A 21,091-nucleotide genomic window follows, 5' to 3' on the forward strand; every position below is an offset into this window, starting at 1 on the left:
TGGGTGGGGGACGTCAAGCACCTGTTTGACTTCCTCCCTTCTTGTTTGTCGCGAAAACAACAAAGGCAGGTGAAGCCGATGAACGATGTAAAACAAGATTTCGACAGTGTGGACAATGCGTCTGCTGAAAGAGAAGGGAATATTTATTCTGTACGAAATATCTTCAGCTTTTTCTTCTTTAGTTTAATCGGCGTTTTCATGTTCTTTATTCCTATTGAAGTTAACGGGAAAAATTCCATTCCTTTAGATCATTTAGTTACTTGGATCAGGAATACCGTACCGACCGCTGTATCGTATTACATCTTGTTGATTATGTTTTTAGGAGCTGCCTTTCCATTTTACTCAGGTAGCTGGAGGAAAACAAAAATCGAAGTAGCATTATCCTGCTTAAAGGTACTAGGCGCCATCTCAGCAGCTATGGTTCTATTTGAATTTGGACCAAAGTGGTTGTTGGCAGAGGACATGGGACCATATTACTTTTCGATAGTTCTTACGCCGATTGGGGTATTGGTTCCAATTGGTTCGATCTTTTTGGCGCTTCTTGTGGGGTATGGATTATTGGAGTTTATCGGTATTCTGATGCAACCAGTTATGAGACCGATATGGAAGACGCCGGGACGTTCCGCGATTGATGCCGTTGCTTCGTTTGTTGGCAGCTATTCTATCGGTCTTTTAATCACGAATCGGATTTATAAAGAAGGGAAATATTCAAGACGTGAAGCAACAATTATTGCGACCGGATTTTCTACGGTATCTGCTACATTTATGGTAGTCGTAGCAAAGACACTGGACTTAATGGAAATTTGGAACTTGTATTTTTGGCTTACATTTCTTGTCACGTTTTTAGTGACGGGTATTACAGTAAGGATGTGGCCAATTAACAAAATTCAAGACGATTATTATACGGGTGAAGGTCAGCCCGAGAAAGTGATCAGTGAAAAGAGAATTCAACATGCGTGGCATCAGTCGATGGTAACAGCACAAAATGCACCAAGCCTACTTAGCAATGTCTTATCTACTTTGAAGGACGGCGTGTTAATGGCGATGAGTATCCTGCCATCTGTCATGGCTATAGGGCTTCTTGGTTTAATTTTGGCCAATCATACTCCGGTGTTTGATTATTTAGCTTATTTGTTTTTACCTTTAACGTGGATTTTACAGATTCCTGAACCGTTTTTAGCTGCTAAAGCTGCCATGATCAATTTGGTGGATATGTTTTTACCCTCATTGATGGTTGTAGAAGCTAGTTTGCATACTAGATTTATCGTCGCTTCAATTTCTATTTCAACAATTTTATTTTTCTCGGCACTAATTCCGTGCATATTATCTACGGATATTCCAATTAAAATGCGTGAGATTGTGGTTCTTTGGTTTATTCGAACGGTCTTATCACTAATTATTGTGACGCCGTTAGCATTTCTGTTTTTGTGAAAACGTTTACAATTTTAGAGTTATTGTATTGTCTAAATGGAGGTTTTTATGATGAATCAACTGCAAGGAAAAACCAAGGTCGACCTGGTCATTCGCCATGCTGCTGAGGCATTGACTTGTAAAGGTGAGGGGATGACTGAGCTCGGCGTCATTAAAGATGCTTGGATTGCGGTGAAGGACGGTCGCATTGCAGGCGTTGGCACGGAAAGGGAGGGAAGCGATTCAATTGATCTGGATAATGCATTTCAACTTGACGCGTCTGGAAAAGTTGTGGCACCTGGATTTGTAGATTCCCATACGCATCTCGTATTCAACGGTACACGAGTGGAAGAGTACGCCGCAAAGTTAGCTGGAGACGATAAAAAGAAATTAGAAGGACTAGGTATTACAACAGGACCGAATCGTACGATTGAATTAACACGGCATGCATCGGAAGAGGAGTTGTTTCAACAATCCAAAAAACGGATGATGAACATGCTGAATTACGGCATGACGACAATCGAGAGCAAGAGCGGCTATGGATTGACGACAGAAAGTGAAATTAAAATCTTAGAAGTGGGACGCCGTCTTGATAGAGAAACCCCAGTGGATGTTTACAATACATTTTTAGGTGCGCATGGCTTTCCGGAAGGGGTAACAAAAGAAGAATATCTTCGTATTATTATCGAGGAAATGATTCCGGAGGTCGGTGAACGCAAGCTTGCGGAATTCTGTGATGCCTGGTGCGATGATGGATATTTCACGGCAGAAGAGTCCGAACAAATATTGGACGCTGGATTGAAATATGGCATGAAGCCGAAGCTTCATGCGGACGCATACTCCTATATTGGCGGGTCTGACCTGGCGGTAAAAATGAATATGGTATCCGTTGATCATCTGAATTATACCCCAGTAGAAGTAATGGAGAAATTGACGGAATCAAAGGTTACGGGTGTATTAATGCCTGCTCTAGATTTTGCCGTGGGACATAAGAAACCTTTCGATGCTAGAAAGATGCTGGACTTGGGGATGAATATCGCTCTAGCGACGGATTTATGTCCCGCCTGCTATACAGAATCCATGCAATTCGTTATCAATCTAGCATGTAAACTTTACAAATTCACCGTCGAAGAGGCTATTAAAGCAGCCACGTATGGTGGGGCTTGTGCCCTGGACTTAGATGATCGTGGTGTAATTGCAGAAGGGAAGGTAGCAGATCTTCAAATTTGGTCTATTCCTTCTTATGTCCATATCGCATATGAACTCGGTACCAATATAGTGGAAACTGTTCTGAAAGATGGGGAAGTTGTTGTCGATCACGCAAAAGTACAGTGAGAAAAGGAGAATGTTGGGATGACGAATAAACAAGTGAAGAACAATGCAGCAGACTGTGTTAATGAAAAACGGTTGTTGGATTTATTTTTAGAGCTGGCGAAAATTGACGGACCAAGTGGAAAAGAACAGAAAGTGGCTGACTTTCTAAAAAACGCTTTACCCGAACTAGGATTTACACTTCAGTTTGATGAAGCACATAAAAACTTTGATGGAGAGGTAGGAAACTTGATTGCTTATAAAGAAGGGACGGATTCATCTGTACCTCCATTGTTTTTCTCCACTCACATGGATACAGTACTCCCCACTAAAGATTTAAAGCCGGTCATCAAAGATGGTGTAATCTATTCGGACGGCACGACGATTCTCGGAGCAGATGACCGCGCTGCATTAGCTGCTTATATTGAAGGGGTTCGTGCAGTAATTGAAAGCGGTATTCCGCATGGACCGATCGAGCTTGTCTTAACGGTCAATGAACAACCTGGTCTCGTGGGTGCGCGTTATTTAGATTACAGCAGACCCAAAAGTACATTTGGCTATATATTTGACAGCAGTGGCGATGTAGGGCAAACCATTTTGAAAGGACCTTATAGCAGCAGGATCTGGATGAAAATAAAAGGCAATGCCGCGCATATTGCGCTGAATTCAGAGGAAGGTAATAACGCATTTATTTTAGCGGCAGCAGGTTTATTGGACATCAACCTAGGTGAAATTGATGAAGAAACATTGGCAAACATTGGTGTTATCGAAGGCGGAGAACTTACGTCTATTATTCCAGGAGAGGTAACAGTTGCAGGTGAAGTGCGCAGCTTTTCTAAAGAAAAACTGGATAAACAGTTAAAGCATATGGAAGATGCGATGCGAAAGGCCGTGGAGGCCAGAGGTGGTTCAGTGGAAGTAACAATTGAGAAAAAGTACAGCGGCTTCTCGATTCCTGAAGATCATATATTAACTCAAACTGTTTTGAATGCATCGGAGAATATTAAAGTAAAGCCGTACTTGACTGAAACACTTGGCGGCGCAGATACTAATGTGCTCAATGAAAATGGCCTAATTTGCTTAACATTAGGAAATGGCTTCCAAAACATTCACTCGTTCCGAGAGTGTATTAGTGAAGAAAATTTAACAAACACAGGGCGTCTGACAGCAGCATTAATTCAGCAATGGTATGAAAGCCAGAAATAAATTAGATAGATAAATTGGAAATATCCTCATTTAATCCAAATTAGATAATCAGGGGGAATGAACGTGTTAACGAATCCCGTATTTATTTCTGTAGTAGTATTAACCGTTTTAAGTCTGGCAAGAGTACATGTGATTTTCGCCATTTTAATGGCGGCTATCACGGCAGGACTCCTTTCCAATTTGTCATTATCGGATACTCTTTCTACCTTCCTTGGTGGAATGGGTGGTCAGTCTGAGACTGCGTTAAGTTATATTCTCCTAGGGATTTTTGCAGCAATGATTGCGCATTCAAACATTACCAAAATGCTGATCGATAAATTATTGTCTGTTAAAAAGATGAATAAATATATGTTATTGCTGATGGTTGCCGGTTTGACCTGTCTATCGGGAAACCTAATTCCAGTGCACATTGCGTTCATACCTATCCTAATTCCGCCGTTGCTAATTTTCTTCAACTATTTACGCTTAGACAGACGAGCTGTCGCTTGTGCTCTGACATTCGGTTTGAAGATGCCTTACATTTTGATTCCGGCAGGCTATGGACTGATATTCCATGGCATTATTGTGCAGGAAGTTAGCAGTAACGGCATGCCTGTCACATTATCACAAGTACCTCTAGCAATGGCAATCCCGGCACTTGGTATGTTCGTAGGATTGTTTATCGCAATTTTTTTCACGTATCGTAAACCGCGAGATTATGAAACGGAGGAAGAACGTGCTAGCCATGCAGAGATATTTGCATCTTCTGTTCAATTAGCGGCTGGTACGGAACGTGTCAAACAGAAGTTCGAGGTACGTGACGTACTGACGCTCGTTGCAATTGTTGGGGCTCTGGTAGTTCAAATTCAAGTGCAATCATTAGTACTCGGTGCGCTTGTTGGAATTATTGTAATGTTTGCTGCAAGGGTTGTCACATTGGGTGAAGGAGAAGTAGTCGTTCAGGAAGGCGTAAAACTTATGGGTGCTATTGCCTTCGTTATGCTTCTCGCCTCTGGTTATGCAACGGTTTTAAAAGATACAGGCTCAGTAACTAATTTGGTGACAGCTGTTGAAGGGTATTTCAGCTATGGAAAAGTGGCTGGTGCTGCATTACTATTATTAATAGGACTATTAGTAACAATGGGAATAGGAACATCTTTCGGAACAGTTCCCATTCTGGCCGCTGTATTCGTCCCGATATGTATGGTAATGGGATTCAGCCCCCTTGCTACAATTGCATTGATTGGTACAGCGGGAGCATTAGGAGACGCTGGTTCACCGGCTTCAGATAGTACGCTTGGACCGACTTCAGGATTGAATGCAGATGGTAAACATCATCACATTTGGGACACTTGTGTACCTACATTCCTTCATTATAATATCCCTTTATTTATTTTCGGGATATTGGCGGCAGCAATTTTATAATATAAGAGGATAAGAGGTGGTTTAGTTGAGTAAAGAAATGGTAGTCCATTTAGATGGGGAGTCATTAGATCGTCAGCTGATCGAACGCATTGTTTTTGACGAAGTAGAAGTCGATATTTCGGATTATGCTTTAAAACGTGTACGGGAAAGCCGCGAACGTATTGAGAAACAATTAAGAGATGGAAAGGTTATCTATGGTGTCAATACAGGTTTCGGGAAACTGAGTGATATTCAAATTGAAGAAGATGATATTGCGAAATTACAGCTGAATCTGTTGCGTGCGGATGCTGTTGGAGTGGGTGAACCCTTATCTAAGCCAATCGTACGTGCCATGATGATTTTAAGAGCAAATGCTTTAGCGAAAGGATTCTCCGGAATCAAGGAAGATACACTTCAATTATTAGTTAAGATGATCAATAAAGGCGTTCATCCAGTCGTGCCGTGTAAGGGTTCAGTAGGTGCAAGTGGTGACTTGGCCCCACTAGCGCACGTAGCTATCGTTTTAATTGGAGAAGGTCGTGCAGAGTATGAGGGTGAAATTCTGACCGGCGGAGAAGCGTTGCGGCTTGCCGGATTAGAACCTGTTACTTTACAGGCTAAAGAGGGACTAGCTTTGATCAATGGGACTCAAGCTATGACTGCAGTAGGCGTAATTGGATTTAATGAAGCTGAACGCATTGGCTATGCTGCGGACATGTCAGCTAGTTTGACAATGGAGGCACTTCAGGGAATTATAACAGCATTTGACAGCGAGCTATTGGCAGTACGTCCGCATAAAGAATTGGAAGTGGTTGCCTCCCGTATTCGTAACTGGTTGGAAGGAAGTAAACGTGTAACTAGTCAAGGACAGATTCGCATGCAAGATGCGTATTCCATACGCTGTATCCCGCAAGTACATGGTGCATCTTGGCAAGCATTGCAGTATGTAGAGGATCGATTAAGCGTGGAAATGAATTCCGCGACAGATAACCCTATAATCCTTGAAAATGGAGAAATCATTTCTGGTGGCCATTTCCATGGACAGCCGATTGCTTTGGCAATGGATTTCATGAAGGTTGGAGCTGCAGAACTCGCTAATATTTCAGAGCGTCGGATTGAGCGTCTGGTTAATCCACAATTGAGTGGATTGTCCCCATTCCTTGCCACGGATCCAGGATTGGAATGTGGCTTGATGGTCGCCCAATATGCAGCGGCAGCATTAGTTTCAGAGAACAAAGTACTTGCACATCCGGCAAGCGTGGATTCCATTCCGACATCCGCTAATCAAGAAGATCATGTCAGTATGGGAACGATTGGTTCGAGACAAGCACGTGAAATCATTCATAATAGTGCACGTGTCATTGCGATTGAATTAATTTGTGCATCCCAAGCGATTCATTTAGAGCAAGCGGAGAATGAACTGGCTCCTGCAACGAGTGCTTATTTGGAGAAGGTTCGTAAAATTTGCCCACCGTTGCTAGCAGATCGCGATATCTCTGAACAGATCGAAGAATTAGCGCAGTTCCTATTACGTGATGATACGTTAACACAGCAAAAGTTATAAGAACGTTGTATTACCTTTACTCAATCTTTGTTTTGACGATATGCAGAATCTTCAACTGAAGAACTCATGATTACTCTCCCTATAAAAATAAATTAGAAAAGGTTGTCGGAAAAGTCGTTTTAAATGACTTTTTGCGACAACCTTTTTTTATTTTCATACTCCGTTCGTATCAATTATGCAATATGCATAGTTGTTTGCATGCAAGTAATTTCTGCAAGGGGGTGATGTAGACACTCTCTTTTTTAGCCGGTCCGATTATGCTATTTAAAAATTTAAAAGCAGATAATATTTAGACCCTGAAAGTGTCAGTGGTAAATGATTTAGAAGAAAGTCTGAATTTAAATTGGATTAGGATAGAAAAGCAATAGTTTTTTGGTATTGCAGATTTCCGGTACTTATCCTATCTTGCAATGAAAAGAAATTACTTCTCGAGTAGTCCTATACACGGACTTACTTTTTTAAAACTCTGATTTCTCTAAACAACTTATAGATATGTTTGAATTGCATCCAGTAGGCTATACCCACCCAAGAAAGTAGCGATCAAGATAACTACTGCACCTATAATATTAAGCAAGACGGAATTTCGCTTGTCTCCCAATAGTTTCTTATTATTCATGATGACGAACAAAAAGATTGCTACTACAGGAAGCAAGATACCATTCAAGGCTTGCGCCATGAGCAAGACATCCATCGGACTGAAACCGATTGCGGAAGTAATGATACCGATAATGATAACGCTCGCGAATACCATTTTGAACTTTTTGTTTTTCATTCCGTTTTCCCATTTCATAACGCTGCTGATCGCGACTGCCGCACCGAGAGGACTCGCAATTGCGGATGAAAACCCTGCGGCAAAAATCCCGATGGCAATGAAGACTTTAGCCCAAGAGCCGAATAATGGCTCCAATTGGTAGGAAAGGTCGGCTACACTGTTGACTTCCATTCCGTACATCGTCGTACCGGCTGTAATCAATACAGCTGCAGTAATCAAACCGCCTACACAGATTGAAATAATCGTATCCCATCTAGCCTCTTTTAAATCGCTCGCCTGTGTCCAGCGTTCCTGTACCATCGAAGAGTGGATGAAGAAATTGTATGGAACAACTGTCGTTCCAACCAGTGCGATGATCATGATGATGGAACCGGCAGGCATAGAAGGAACAAATGCCCCTGAAAATACTGCGCCAAGATCAGGCTTCACAACAATCATTGTTGTGATAAATGTCAGACTCATAATGACGACTAAGGTAATCATCAATTTTTCTATCAACTTATAACTGCCTGATAGTCCTAAGAACAAAATAGCCACGCCTATGAAAGGGCTTACAACATTAGCTGGAATAGATGTCAGGGTAGAGATTCCTAGCGAAGTACCCATCAAATCCCCAGAAATGTATGCGGCGCACCCTACGCCGATTGAAATGATGACCAGCCAAATCGATGCGAATTTCAGCAGCGGCTGTTTGAATTGATCGTGTATTGCTTCCCCGAGTCCCTTTTGGGTAATCACACCGAGACGTGCAGACATCTCTTGCAGAACAATGGTTGCGATGATGGAAAATACAACTGCCCATAAAATCGCATATCCAAATCCTGCTCCCGCCCTTGTTGCGGTTGTGACTGTACCGGGTCCGATGAATGAAGCTGTAATAATGGCTCCAGGCCCCATCGCTTTGATTTTAGCCAACAAGCCCTTTTTCTTAACTAGATTTGCAGATACCATATCAGCTGTCATTTCTTTTTCCCCCTAATTCTTAACACACTATAAGTGAAGGAAAATATACTTATTTTTCCTCAAGTGAGTTGTAAATCGTTTGTTTTGATACCCCTATTAATTCAGCAATCCGATCAGTCGATCCTTGTATGAGGAACATACCCTTGCTTTCCAAGTGGCGGACGAACTTAATTCGGTCTTTTCGTTTTAAATTATCAATGTCAATTCCAAGCTCCACAATCGTGCTTTTAGTAATTTGGTCAAATACTTCATCGATATGGGTAGCATAGGACTCATCAAATTGTTGGTCCGAATTGTTCGTCTCTGGGAGGATCATTTCTCCTAATACTTGATGTAATCGGTTCATCTCCGTAATGTCCAAGTTGATGCCTAAGAATCCGATGACTTCACCGCTCAGGTTTCGTATAAATACGATAGACGTCTTGATGATCTTACCTCTTGTTGTATTCGTTATGATGCCATTGAAGTCCTTAATGTCTTCAGGTTTCTTCTTCAGTTCCTTTAAAATAAATTCAGTAGTAGGAGCACCAAGGCTCCTTCCAGTGACATCGCCTTTTAAATAAATTAAAGAAGACTCCACATCTGTTATGTCGTGTATGACAATTTCACAATTGACATTGAAGACTCCATAGATTGCATCTGCCATTCGTATATATGCGTCAAAAAAATGATTGTTTTCTCTCATGGTAAATGAACACTCCTCAGTATAAATATCCTTTCTAGTTTCCTATAGATAAGGTGAAAAATCGAGCACTATTACTAAATATAGATATATTTACCTGAGGAGAATATAAAATTCCTTTAATTACTGCTTGATATTCTGCTGATTGTGCAGAATGTTTCCTGCAAGTGCATACAAAATGAGAGTGGAAGCAAAGTGAGCAGATAGTTGATTAGGATCTTGCTGCGGATAAATTTCCACGAAATCCATTCCAATCACGCCTAATTTACAAATCTCGTGCACTAATGTCAGTAGTTCATATGAAGTCAATCCATTTCCATCTACTGGCCCACCTGGATTAAACGCGAAATCCAAAACGTCACTACAGATGGTCAGGTATACACAGTCGACATCCTTGGAAGCCATTGCATGGATTTCTTTTGCAAGTTCCTTTAAATCTTTATGCCCTCGGATATCATTGACAGTCAATGTCACCGCACCCGCAGCTTTTGCATTGCGTCCGCTTTGAGGTTCGTTACGCGGACCGTGAATTCCTGTGTGGATGATGCTCTCATTGCGTACGCCTTCCTGTTCGTAAAGTCGGGCGAATGGACTGCAGCGTGCATACTGATCGCCATTGTGTGAAGGCAAGTTGTCATAATGTGCATCTAAATGAATGATACCGACCTTTTTTCCGGTCTCTGTTATGGAGCGGACAATCGGAAACGTGATGCCATGATCTCCACCTAAGCCAACGACGAATTTACCAGACTTCCACAGATCAGAAGTGAAGGAGGTAATTCGTTTCATTGTCTCATCGACATCTGCAGGCACAACATCAACATCTCCTACATCACCTAGTGTGACGTGTTCGAAAACGTCCATATCATTGATTTCTGGTAGATAACCAGAATATCTTGCGGAACATAAACGCATAACTTTTGGTCCTAGTTCACAACCCGTATAGTCGCCCCACGTCACAGCGCCTTCCCAAGGAACTCCATACACCAATACATCTATATCCGAAAAGTCTTTTGTGGCCGAGATATTTTTTGCTCCTAACATACAAGGAGTATTTCCGTAAATTGTTTCAACCATTATTGCAACCACCTTTACTTTTTTTAAACTGTTTTTAATTATATTAAACTCATGTTTAAGAATTGTCAAATACTTTTAAAAAAAATAAAAACAAGATTTTTAAATCGGAACAAAAAATGAGCGAATAAAAAGGAGATCGATTTTCATCGAAACTCCTTTGTGTATTATCAATATATCCAATTTTGAATACACTGAATTAACTTTTTAGCACCTGGAGATACATGTTTAAAAGAAGTGGCGGCAATGCCAATAGAACGTGAATAATTTCCCTCCAATGGAATTGCGCGAATGTTTTCAGGTAAGCGATATAATATCATTGACGGCAAAATACTGATGCCAAGACCATTTTGCACCATAGAGATGATAGCTTGATCTTCTTCGATTTCATATTGAATAGGTGGAGTAATTTTATACTTTTTAAAGATTCTACTGACATCATTGTCAATAGTGGATTTAGGCATTATGAAACCTTCGTTTCGAAGTTGCTCATAATGAATCAGTTCATTGTGAAAGAGTGGATGTGTATCTGGGACAATGCAAAGCAACGGGTCTGTTATGATAGGGATTGTATCAAACGAGCTTGCAGTGGGGAGGGATAAAAAACCGAAGTCAATTTTTCCTTCTGAAATCCACTCTGTAATGTCATCATAGTTTCCTTCATATAGCTTAATCTTAATCAGTGGAAAATCTTCCGAGAACTTTTTAAGAATGAGGGGAATCCATTGAATCGATACGCTTGGAAAAGTGCCGATTCGAACAATACCTGTCTCAATGCCATTAAATTCTGATGCCTTCTGAAGCATTTGCTCATTTAGCTTTAACATACCTTGCATATATACGAGCATTTCACTGCCGTTTTCTGTTAGGCTTGTGCCCGATCGATTTCTAATTAACAATGTAAATCCAAAGTCGGCTTCTAGACTTGCGATAGCATGACTTACGGCAGACTGTGTAAGTTTAAGTGTTTTTGCTGCTTTTGATAAACTTCCTAATTCCACGACAGTCCTGAAAATCTCGAATTTTATTAATGACATAACTCTCACCTTTCTCACACATGAATATAATTAATATATAACATTATAAACATTCATTTGACTTATGTAAAAAATGAAAATTATAATAGAGAGAATAATAAAATGATTGGGGATATTATAATGACTAGACAATGGGGAATTAGCACGGAGCTCATCCACGATCAACATACAACAGAAAGAAAAATAGGTGCTGTCGCTCAGCCGATTGTACCAGCTGTTGCTTACTCATTCGAAAATCATAAGATGGCGTCTGATACGGTATCTGGAAAAGAAGATGGTATTTATTATGGCAGGTATGGCAATTGTACATTGCGTGCATTTGAAGAAAAAATGGCGGCACTCGAAAATGGGGAAGCAGCCCTTGGTCTAGGTTCGGGAATGGCGGCCATATCATCCACGCTGTTTGGTGTATTACAAAACGGGGATCATCTGATTGTCACAAAAGATGTTTATGGTGGTACATATCACTTTTTAACGACATTGGCACCGCGATGTGGGATATCGTTCAGTTTAGTGGATTGTACGGATATCGATTGTATCGTGAAGGCAATTCAGCCAAATACAAAAGCAGTCTATATTGAAACGCCATCCAATCCATTGCTTACGATTTTGGATATTAAAGCAATTGCGCAAGTGACTAAACAATATGATCTTCCGCTCATCGTAGACAATACGTTTATGTCGCCATGTTTGCAAAAACCGTTGGATTTAGGCGCGGACATCGTTATCCATAGCGCGACAAAATACTTGAATGGTCACGGAGATGTTATGGCCGGCGTAATTGTTGCAGATGCAAAATTTATTCATTTTATACGCCAACAAATTATGGGCGATCTTGGACAAGTATTAAGTGCGTGGGATGCATTTTTGATTTTAAGGGGGCTGAAAACACTTGGGTTAAGAATGGAACGTCATTGTAGTAATGCCCACAAGATCGCGACATTCCTGGAAAATCATCCACTAGTGGAAAAGGTATATTATCCAGGATTGAAATCCCACCCTCAACATAAAATCGCCGATCGGCAAATGAAGGGGATGGGCGGCATCGTGTCGTTTGAAATGAAAGGCGGAAGTGCGACGGCGACGGCTTTTATAGATGCTTTGAAATTGTCGATGATATCCTTTAGTCTCGGTGATCCGGAAACGCTCGTTCAGCACCCGGCGACGATGACGCATTCATCGTTGCCTGAATCGGAACGGCTTGCTGCTGGTATTACAGATGGTCTTATCCGACTATCAGCAGGGCTTGAAGATGTTGAAGATGTCGTTGCAGATTTGGAGCAGGCTTTTGATAAGGTAAATGAATTCAGTAAACGAAACGGAGTGGGTACACATGCGTGAAGTAAAAGATTTGGAACCAGTATCAATGTATACAATCACGGCTAAGTTGATGAGTCATACAGTGGATATTGTCACGGACAGGTTTGGAGAAGAAGGAAAACGTATGATGCAGGCAGGCGTTCAAAATGTAGTGGATGAACAACAAGCCGAAGGAAATGGACAGTTAACCGGGCAGGCGCTATTTTCATTTGATAAGCTATTTGACGATGAAAAAATCAAAGAAACATTCCAGTCCTACAATAAAGCGCAACAGTCAGCGGGGCAAGAACCCCATACAATGTTTGCGGTAATGGCAAAATTATTTGCGCATATCGCAAAGTCCGTAGTGGAACGATTCGGCAAAGAAGAAGGGGAACGGGCGATGATGGATAGTGTCGGTGCTTTCGGCGAAGAACGCGGTCGCGATATTGCCCGTCGTGCTGCTGCTGTCGGGAAGCCAAATACGATGGATAATTATTTATCTAATTATGACATGGGTCGCAGTGAACTGTTTGAGTATGAAACCCTTTTTCATCCAACCGAAATTGAACAGACGTTTACAAAATGTGCGTTTGCAGAGCAATGGAAAAAAGACGGGATGGAGGACTACGGAATCCTATACTGCCATATGATCGACCCTTCGATTGCTAGGGGATTTAATCCGAACTTTGAAGTGATACATGATCAATATGTTTTAAAAGAAGGTGTCTGTCACTTTCAGTTCCAAATGAAAGATGAAGAGAAAAGTGATAAAGGGTTTTCCAAATGATTAATAAAGAACGTCTCTGGGCTCGATTAACGGAACTAAGTGGCATTGGAAAGCAAGAAAGTGGAGGCGTCACTCGCTTTTCTTTTACGAGAGAAGAACGCGAAGCAAAAGCGTTGGTCTCTTCATACATGACAGAAGCAGGCATGACAGTTAGAGAAGATGCTGTAGGAAACTTGATCGGTAAGAAAGAAGCTCGGCAAAAAAATACGCCAGCTGTTCTGATGGGTTCCCATATCGACACAGTTCTGAACGGCGGTATGTTTGACGGGGCTCTAGGTGTGATTGCAGGCATCGAAGTAGTTCATGCGATGAGCGAAAGAGATATACAACCTGACCATCCGATTGAAGTGATTGCTTTTACGGATGAAGAAGGAAGTCGTTTTGGTTTCGGTATGATCGGCAGCCGGGCGATTGCTGGTACGTTGACTGACAAGGACCTTGAGCAACGTGATGAAAATGGGATAACGATTGCAGAAGCGATGGAGGAGTCGGGTCTTGATCCTAAACTGGTGGCAGACGCCGCGAAAGATCCAGCTGACGTAAAAGCATATGTGGAACTGCATATCGAGCAGGGGCGAGTGCTTGAGAATCATGGCCTCGCGGCAGGGACCGTTTCCGGGATCGCGGGCCCGCTTTGGATGAAATGGACGATTACTGGAGAAGCTGGACACGCGGGTGCAACACCGATGAATATGCGGAAAGATCCCTTAATGGCTGCTTCAGAAATCATGCAGTTTATAGAAGGAGAAGCAAAAAAATACCCGAATCTTGTAGCGACAATTGGACGAATTGCCGTGAAGCCAGGCGGTGTTAATGTAATTCCTTCCGAAGCGACTTTTACGCTTGATCTTAGGGATATCGATGAAGAAATAAGACAGCAGGCTGAGGAAAAGATGGTTGCTCACGCGCAACAAGTTTGCCGCGACCGAGGAGTAGAGATCGAATTTGAAACGTTGCAAAGGGTCACACCGGTTCCATGCTCTGCAGTCATTCGGCAGACGATACAAGCAGCTTGCCTAAAACTGGGCTTGAAATCTTTCGAGCTTCCAAGTGGTGCGGGACATGATGGGATGCAATTTAAGGACTTCTGTCCGATCGGCATGGTTTTTGTCCGTTCTCAAAACGGCATTAGCCATAATCCAGAGGAATGGAGTACTAAGGAAGATTGCGGGAAAGGCACGGAAGTTTTGTATGAGACGGTATTGTCGCTTGTAAGTGGACTTGAAAAATAGTGTGCCATGTCTGCAAAGGTTTAGGATGCTGGTTTTCAAATAGTTTTATAGTTTCCTAGTAAATGAGAGCAGGCCTCAATCTAGCTTAAAGAAACCATTTTGACTATTACTGTCAAAATGGTTTCTCTTTTTTCTGACACTTCCTGGTAGCATTACTTTTTATGGAGCTTCTTATCTATGTTAAGGAAATTAAGGTTATAAACAACTTCGAAGAGGAGTTAGGGTTGGTAGTTCATCCGGAGAAAATCAAAATCGTGGATAATCTGTCTGAGCCTTTCAAATTTCTTGGATAAACGTTATAAAAGGGTATTATCATAAACCTTCTGACAATGTGGTCCAAAAGTTCAAGAAAAAAATCAAACGGTAAACATCGAAGTGATCATTAAACACCTGCTACACCCAGTGATTAGCAGGTGTTTCGGTATAAAATTCTGTAAAACGTTATTCGTGAATTTAGATTCGTAGATTAGACGAGGAGTACGGATGGTTCAATTGCGCAGCTGGCGAAAAATCAAGAACCTTCACAAGGAATTATGAAGAAGGAACTGAAAAGAGGAACTTCCACGCTTTCGCATTACAAAATGGAGGAGTTCCCTTTCTACGCCTATACACGTCGCGATGCCAAAAGAAAATTTCGGGAACTACAATTAGTCTTCTTATTAGATATTTATCAAGACTGCACCCTCATAGGGGATAAACATGGAGAGCCGTATACGATGAACGGTACGTACGGATCTGTGAGAGGCGTATGAATTTATTCATGTGCCTACTCTATTTAAATATTTATGGAGTTGACATAGCATTTGGAACTTGGACGACGTTTAACCAAGATGTTGAATGGTTCTAAAACAGAGAAGTCAAAGTACCAAACGCCCGATGGGAAAGAATCCTCTTTTGACGATGAATCATCTTTCGCAGATCCTGTGCACACAGGAGAACAAAGCCAAGGAACCATTACATACACTGTAATTGGGAAATCATCGAGGAAAAAGAGAAAGGCGTCTCTATGCGATAATGTACAGTTGAGATAATCCACTATCATCTCGAAAATATCGTTTGTGACTGTTGTCATGATCAAATGATGGAAGCCGGAAGTGAAGAAGCAAAATTTATTTCCGCTAGTATGATGAAAGTACAACGTATGGAGCATGCATATGGATGTAAAGCCTGTAAACGGGACGTCTCTGTTTCGTTGCCTACAAAAATAAAGAAGGGGAAGGCACCTCAATCAGCCTTCTCACTAAGTTTAGCCTATCCACGCTAAATGAAAGAAATAGGGCAGAAGAAATACAGGAGAGCCCTGCAAAGGGCGAAAGAAAAGGGCCAGGAATATTTCAATCCTGACCTTGTCTGTAAAATGAAATACGCCCAAAGATTTTCCACTTATTGATTCAAAATAACATATTGGTAAGCCGTATGGCTTAATAGGGCACGTACGGTTTGATGGCGAGGAAGCCTTGAAAAAATTTTCCCTATTATATATTTCAAGCTTATTATTGAACGAAGTCTGGTTGTACTGATTCACAGTGAAAATCAAGTTGAAAGCTTTTCTTTAATAGTAAACTTCTCTTTCAAAAAAAGAAGGAAATTTTCTACTGCAGGAGGACGGTATGCATCATCCCGCATAGCTAAATTGATATTCCTAAAGTGAGCTTTGTTAGAAATAGGGATAATCTTAATACTAAAATTTTCAAGGCCCTTTAATTTCGGTACTAGACTCACCCCGAGCCCTTCTTCTACAAAACCCGCAACCGTCGCAACTTCCTGACACTCAAAAATTGTATTCGGTATGAAACCTGCTTCGTTGCAGATTTTGTCTATTGTATTGCGTAGTCCTATGCCGGGTTTAAAACTTATAAATTCTTCATTTTCCATATCCTTTAGATCAATCGTTTTGGAATTTGCCAGAAAGTGATCTTCAGGCAGAATTACAAACATTTCTTCTGTGAAAAGTTTGAAATGGTTAATGTCAGCTGGAAATTCCCGATCCATTAAAAAACAGAAATCAGCTCCGCCTAACAGTAAATCTTCCAGTAAAACGTCTGTCGAGCTTTGCAGCAAATTAAATTTCACCAAAGGAAATGACTTGCGGTATTCACCGATTAATTGTGGGATCAATGTATTGCCCAGTGTGTGAATAAACGAAAGGTTAATCGTGCCCGCATGCGGATTAATCATTTCTTTTACGGTGCGCTCCGCTTGATCTAATACAAGAAGTGCTTCTTTCACTTGCGTATATAAAAACTCACCATACTTGTTAAGAGTAGTAGTCCGGGGTTTTCGGTCAAATAGCTTTACGCCGAGATCGGTTTCCAGCTGAATAATCGCCTTGCTGAGATTTGGCTGAGAAACAAACATTTTCTTGGCGGCGTTTGTAAAACTTTCTTCTTCAGCTACACAAAGGAAGGATTCCAACTGTTTTATATTCAATGAAATGTCTCCTTATACATAAATGGAATATATTAATTGTTTTTCCATTCCAAATAGTTATAGTTACTATAATTATTTTATATTAGTTTTAAACTTTTCACAATGATAATATGGGCATGTACTAAAGATTCTAAAAATTCATTAATCCCAGTTGGAGGAGATAAAATGTCATCATCAGTTTACGATTCCGTATTATTTAAAGATTCTTTCGGGACAGAGAAAATGCGAGATATATTCTCAGCGGAAAGCCTGGTCCAAAAATGGCTTGATGTAGAAGCTGCCCTTGCGAAGGCAGAAGCGAAATTAGGTATTATTCCCGAAGCGGCGGGAAAAGAAATTGTTAGCAAAGCGAAATTAGAAAATATAGATTTAGAAGAACTCGGAAGAGAAATGAAAGAGATCAGCCACCCGATCGTTCCTTTGATCAGACAGTTGACAGACGCCTGTGAAAGCGGTTATGGCGAATTTGTCCATTGGGGCGCAACGACTCAAGATATCATGGACACGGCAAATGTACTGCAGATTCGTGAAGCGATCGAGGTATATGAGAAAGGCATCTTAGCTATTCAGAAAATATTAGTCAAGATGATTGAAGATACAAAAGAAGTGGTACTTGCAGGGCGTACACATGGCCAGCACGGACTTCCGATCACATTTGCCTATAAAGCTTCTGTATGGCTGGCTGAAATTAACCGTTCTTCGGAAAGACTCCAGCAAATGAAGCCGAGACTGCTTGTGGGACAATTCTCCGGAGCTGTCGGATCACTGGCTTCCATTAAAGAAAACGGCATTGAACTTCAAAAAGAGATGATGAAGGAACTTGATTTAGGAGTACCAAGCGTATCATGGCATGCAGCGAGAGATAACTTCACAGAGTTCGCATCTTTCATGGGTATTCTGGGAAGCACACTCGCAAAAATTGCGAATGAGGTATTCCACCTTCAAAAAACCGAGTTTACAGAACTTGAAGAGCCGTTTAAAAAAGGGAAAGTCGGAAGCAGCACGATGCCCCATAAACGAAATCCATCAAGAGCCCAAAATATTGTTACAATGTCCAGAATATTGAAACAAAATATTCCGTTATTCCTAGAAGCGATGATTCATCAGCACGAGCGTGACATGATTTCATGGCAAATGGAATGGGAGCTACTTCCTGAATCATGTATGCTGTTCGGTGCGATCCTATCCAGCACAGAAGAGCTATTAAAGGGACTGACAATTAACAAAGACCGCATGTACAAGAACGTTTCCGAACTGACCAACGGCCTTATTATGTCTGAAGCAATAATGATAAAACTTGGCGAAACAATCGGACGCCAACATTCACATGATCTGATCTACGATGCTTGTATGGCAGCATATGAACAGAATACAGACGTAAGAGATCTTCTATATAAGGACGATGCTGTAAAAGCGGAATTCACTGAAGAGGAATTCAAAAATATGTTCGAAATTAAAAATTACACAGGTTATTCCAATGTCTTTGCTGATCAGGTGTTGGAAGAAACAAAACAATTGATCGGATAAAAAGTCAGGAAATGAAAGGAGGTATTTTTTATCAATATGTTACAGGAAGTATATGACTTCATAATGAACACGACTTATGATGATTTACCTGAAGGTTCCGTCCAGACAGCGAAACTGGCGTTTCTCGACACAGCAGCTGTTTCTCTCGCTGGTATTGAAAGTGAGGAAATGGATATTCTGTCCGAAGAACTGATCGGAGGGAGCGATCTGTCATTGTTGGAGCGACTGGAGAAAGCTAATGAAAAAGACTTTGCATTATTGTTTGCCACACTCAGTCATGTCATCGATTATGACGACGTGAACTTTACGTTTCACGGCCATCCTTCAGTTGCGTTGATACCTCCATTACTGACTTACGCAAAGTTCCAGAAGGAATTGAGCGGAAAAGAATTGATCGTATCCTATATTACAGGCTTTGAAGTGCAGGCCAGACTTGGTGAAGATCTCGGCAATTTACAATACCAAAAAGGACTCCACGTGACATCCACACTTGGTATCTTTGGTGCAGCGGCAAGTCTGACAAAGGCTATGAAGCTGGACTTTAACCAATTCAGTCATTTGATTGGCATGTGTGTATCTTTCTCTAGTGGCGTGCGCAAGAACTTCGGCACTATGACTAAGCCCCTGCATGTCGGTATTATGGCAAGTAATGTGATGCTGTTTACAAATCTTGTGAGAAAAGGTTTTACCGCAAACTCTGAGGTGTTTTCTGAGCCGATGTCTTATGCACACATCTCGACAGGCGTTTACAGTGACCTTCCGGCAATGAAGAAGCTGGGTAAGGTATGGGAATCTGCAGACTTCGGAATCATCGTAAAGAAATATCCTTGCTGTGCCTATACCCACCGATCAATCGACGGCGTCATGCAATTGATGAAAGAAAAGCAAATCAATGTTTCGGATATAACAAAAATCATTGCTGAAGTAAATCCAAAAGTTCCTACAGTATTGATCTATTCTGATGCTAAAACACCTGCCGAAGGAAAGTTCAGCATGCAATACTGTCTGAGTGCGGCGGCTGTTGATCAGAAAGTTAACTTAGATACGTTCACAGAGGAAAGCTTAAACAGAAGTGAGATCAGAGAGCTGATGGGCAAGGTGAAGATGCAAGATGACGCGGCGCAGGCGGGAATGAATAAGGAGCAATATGCATCCATTACCATCCACACTGTAGATCATGAATACCAAGCAACGATTGAATTCCCATTGGGGCATCCGAATAATCCGTTGTCTGAAGCACAGCTTTCTGAAAAAGTTGATGATTGTGTCGGCAAAGACATCACACAGGATCATAAGAAGCTGCTGCTCAGCTTACATAAAGAGCTGCCGTACAAAACATCAGTGGATTTACTGAAATTGTTTTCCTGATCTGAAAAGAGAGGTAGTCAAAATGAAAATAAATTACAAAGATAAAGTTGAATTAGGTAATATACCGACGAAAATACAGATTTTGGAGATGTTGTCCAAGGAACTAAATGGACCTTCTGTTTACATCAAACGCGATGATGAAATCGGTTTGGCTTTCGGGGGAAATAAAGTTCGGAAACTTGAATTCATCATGCATGATGCTCTTGAGAAAAAAGCCGATATCGTCATGACATCAGGCGGTATCCAGACGAATCACGGGAGACTGACAGTGGCGGCAGCCAATAAGTTCGGGCTTAAGCCTGTATTGGTCGTAACGGGTGAAGAACCTAAACGTTACGAAGGGAATCTGCTTTTAAACGATTTGCTCGGTGCTGAGATTCACTTTGCCTATAACAATGATTTTGATGAATCAATGATGAATCAAAATGAAGCAAACCGCATTGCGGGGGAGAATAAAATTAAAGAACTGGTCAGCCTCTACGAAAACCAGGGTCATACTGTCTATGTTGTACCGAGAGGCGGCCGAAGCATTCATGGAACGTTGGGCTATACATCGGCGGTCCAGGAAATCATGGAACAAGAAAAACAGATGAAGATGAAATTTGATTACGTCGTTACGTCCGTAGGCAGTTCGAGCACAATCGGCGGTCTACTGGCAGGAAAGAAGATGTACGGGCTGGATGCTGAGATAATCGGGATCAGTGTTTCACGAAAAGAAAGCGAATTAAAGAAGCTGATCATCGAGCAGGTCAATGCTTTTGCAGAGCATTTTGAAGAGGATATTGACATCAATGAAAGTGATATCAAAGTGTTCGACGGGTATGTGGGTGAAGGTTATGCCATACCGTCTGAGTTGGGCAATGAAGCCATTCATCTGTTGGCTGAAAAAGAGAGCGTTTTCATCGACCCTGTTTACACAGGCAAAGGGATGAGCGGGCTCGTAGATTTAATTAGAAAAGGTGTATTCAAGCCTGAAGATAGGATTCTGTTCATCCATACAGGCGGGGCACCGGCACTATTTGCTTACGCATAAAAGCGAACGA

General features: G+C 41.4%; 17 protein-coding genes. 12 read left to right on the forward strand and 5 right to left on the reverse strand.

From position 1 onward, the window contains the following. Positions 1-3: 3 nt before the first annotated feature. Genes MKX97_RS01740 through hutH form a run of 5 tightly spaced genes read left to right on the forward strand, consistent with a single transcriptional unit; the run spans position 4 to position 6,874 of the window. A complete protein-coding gene (locus tag MKX97_RS01740) occupies positions 4-1,431 on the forward strand; it encodes a YjiH family protein (RefSeq protein WP_342536776.1) in 1,428 nt (475 codons plus the stop codon). A gap of 48 nt (positions 1,432-1,479) precedes the next feature. After that, positions 1,480-2,745, forward strand: a complete 1,266-nt coding sequence (hutI, locus tag MKX97_RS01745; protein ID WP_342536777.1) for an imidazolonepropionase — start codon at positions 1,480-1,482, stop codon at positions 2,743-2,745. Between the two features lie 18 nt (positions 2,746-2,763). Beyond that, a complete protein-coding gene (locus tag MKX97_RS01750; protein ID WP_342536779.1) occupies positions 2,764-3,927 on the forward strand; it encodes a M20/M25/M40 family metallo-hydrolase in 1,164 nt (387 codons plus the stop codon). Positions 3,928-3,984: 57 nt separating this feature from the next. After that, entirely contained in the window at positions 3,985-5,331 is a 1,347-nt protein-coding gene (locus MKX97_RS01755) for a Na+/H+ antiporter NhaC family protein (RefSeq protein WP_221837252.1), read from the forward strand. A gap of 37 nt (positions 5,332-5,368) precedes the next feature. Continuing rightward, a complete protein-coding gene (gene hutH, locus MKX97_RS01760) occupies positions 5,369-6,874 on the forward strand; it encodes a histidine ammonia-lyase (RefSeq protein WP_342537471.1) in 1,506 nt (501 codons plus the stop codon). Positions 6,875-7,358: 484 nt separating this feature from the next. On the opposite strand, the gene MKX97_RS01765 is transcribed toward hutH, so the two are convergent. From MKX97_RS01765 to MKX97_RS01780, 4 genes are all read right to left on the reverse strand, one after another. Then, positions 7,359-8,609 (reverse strand): Nramp family divalent metal transporter, encoded by a 1,251-nt coding sequence (locus MKX97_RS01765; RefSeq protein WP_009766410.1) that lies wholly within the window; start codon positions 8,607-8,609, stop codon positions 7,359-7,361. 49 nt (positions 8,610-8,658) lie between these two features. Then, complete coding sequence (locus MKX97_RS01770; RefSeq protein WP_009766409.1) at positions 8,659-9,294, reverse strand: helix-turn-helix transcriptional regulator; 636 nt, start codon at positions 9,292-9,294, stop codon at positions 8,659-8,661. A gap of 120 nt (positions 9,295-9,414) precedes the next feature. After that, entirely contained in the window at positions 9,415-10,368 is a 954-nt protein-coding gene (locus MKX97_RS01775; protein WP_040758616.1) for an agmatinase family protein, read from the reverse strand. 167 nt (positions 10,369-10,535) lie between these two features. Further along, positions 10,536-11,402: a LysR family transcriptional regulator gene (locus tag MKX97_RS01780; protein ID WP_078817526.1), complete on the reverse strand. Its 867-nt coding sequence runs from the start codon at positions 11,400-11,402 to the stop codon at positions 10,536-10,538. 120 nt (positions 11,403-11,522) lie between these two features. Here MKX97_RS01780 and MKX97_RS01785 point away from each other — a divergent pair, with 120 nt between their 5' ends. From MKX97_RS01785 to MKX97_RS01800, 4 genes are all read left to right on the forward strand, one after another. Beyond that, entirely contained in the window at positions 11,523-12,743 is a 1,221-nt protein-coding gene (locus MKX97_RS01785) for a PLP-dependent aspartate aminotransferase family protein (protein WP_342536780.1), read from the forward strand. Further along, complete coding sequence (locus MKX97_RS01790; RefSeq protein WP_342536781.1) at positions 12,736-13,491, forward strand: L-2-amino-thiazoline-4-carboxylic acid hydrolase; 756 nt, start codon at positions 12,736-12,738, stop codon at positions 13,489-13,491. Before MKX97_RS01785 ends, MKX97_RS01790 begins: the two co-directional genes overlap by 8 nt. After that, complete coding sequence (locus MKX97_RS01795) at positions 13,488-14,723, forward strand: Zn-dependent hydrolase (protein ID WP_342536782.1); 1,236 nt, start codon at positions 13,488-13,490, stop codon at positions 14,721-14,723. The genes MKX97_RS01790 and MKX97_RS01795 overlap by 4 nt, the downstream gene beginning before the upstream one ends. A 533-nt stretch (positions 14,724-15,256) precedes the next feature. After that, the gene (locus tag MKX97_RS01800) at positions 15,257-15,475 is read left to right on the forward strand and encodes a hypothetical protein (protein WP_342536783.1); all 219 of its coding nucleotides are present in this window, start codon (positions 15,257-15,259) and stop codon (positions 15,473-15,475) included. Positions 15,476-16,256: 781 nt separating this feature from the next. Here the strand turns inward: MKX97_RS01800 and MKX97_RS01805 are convergent. After that, positions 16,257-17,153, reverse strand: coding sequence for a LysR family transcriptional regulator (locus MKX97_RS01805; RefSeq protein WP_342536784.1), 897 nt, complete (start codon positions 17,151-17,153; stop codon positions 16,257-16,259). Positions 17,154-17,318: 165 nt separating this feature from the next. Here MKX97_RS01805 and purB point away from each other — a divergent pair, with 165 nt between their 5' ends. From purB to MKX97_RS01820, 3 genes are read left to right on the forward strand one after another with little or no spacing between them, the layout of a single operon-like run. After that, the gene (purB, locus tag MKX97_RS01810; protein WP_342536785.1) at positions 17,319-18,680 is read left to right on the forward strand and encodes an adenylosuccinate lyase; all 1,362 of its coding nucleotides are present in this window, start codon (positions 17,319-17,321) and stop codon (positions 18,678-18,680) included. Between the two features lie 36 nt (positions 18,681-18,716). Further along, the gene (locus tag MKX97_RS01815; RefSeq protein ID WP_342536786.1) at positions 18,717-20,048 is read left to right on the forward strand and encodes an MmgE/PrpD family protein; all 1,332 of its coding nucleotides are present in this window, start codon (positions 18,717-18,719) and stop codon (positions 20,046-20,048) included. A 22-nt stretch (positions 20,049-20,070) separates the two neighbouring features. After that, the gene (locus tag MKX97_RS01820; RefSeq protein ID WP_342536787.1) at positions 20,071-21,081 is read left to right on the forward strand and encodes a D-cysteine desulfhydrase family protein; all 1,011 of its coding nucleotides are present in this window, start codon (positions 20,071-20,073) and stop codon (positions 21,079-21,081) included. The last annotated feature ends 10 nt before the right edge of the window (positions 21,082-21,091 follow it).

Origin of the sequence: Sporosarcina sp. FSL K6-3508 (assembly GCF_038615825.1) — a bacterium.
Lineage (GTDB): Bacteria > Bacillota > Bacilli > Bacillales_A > Planococcaceae > Sporosarcina > Sporosarcina newyorkensis.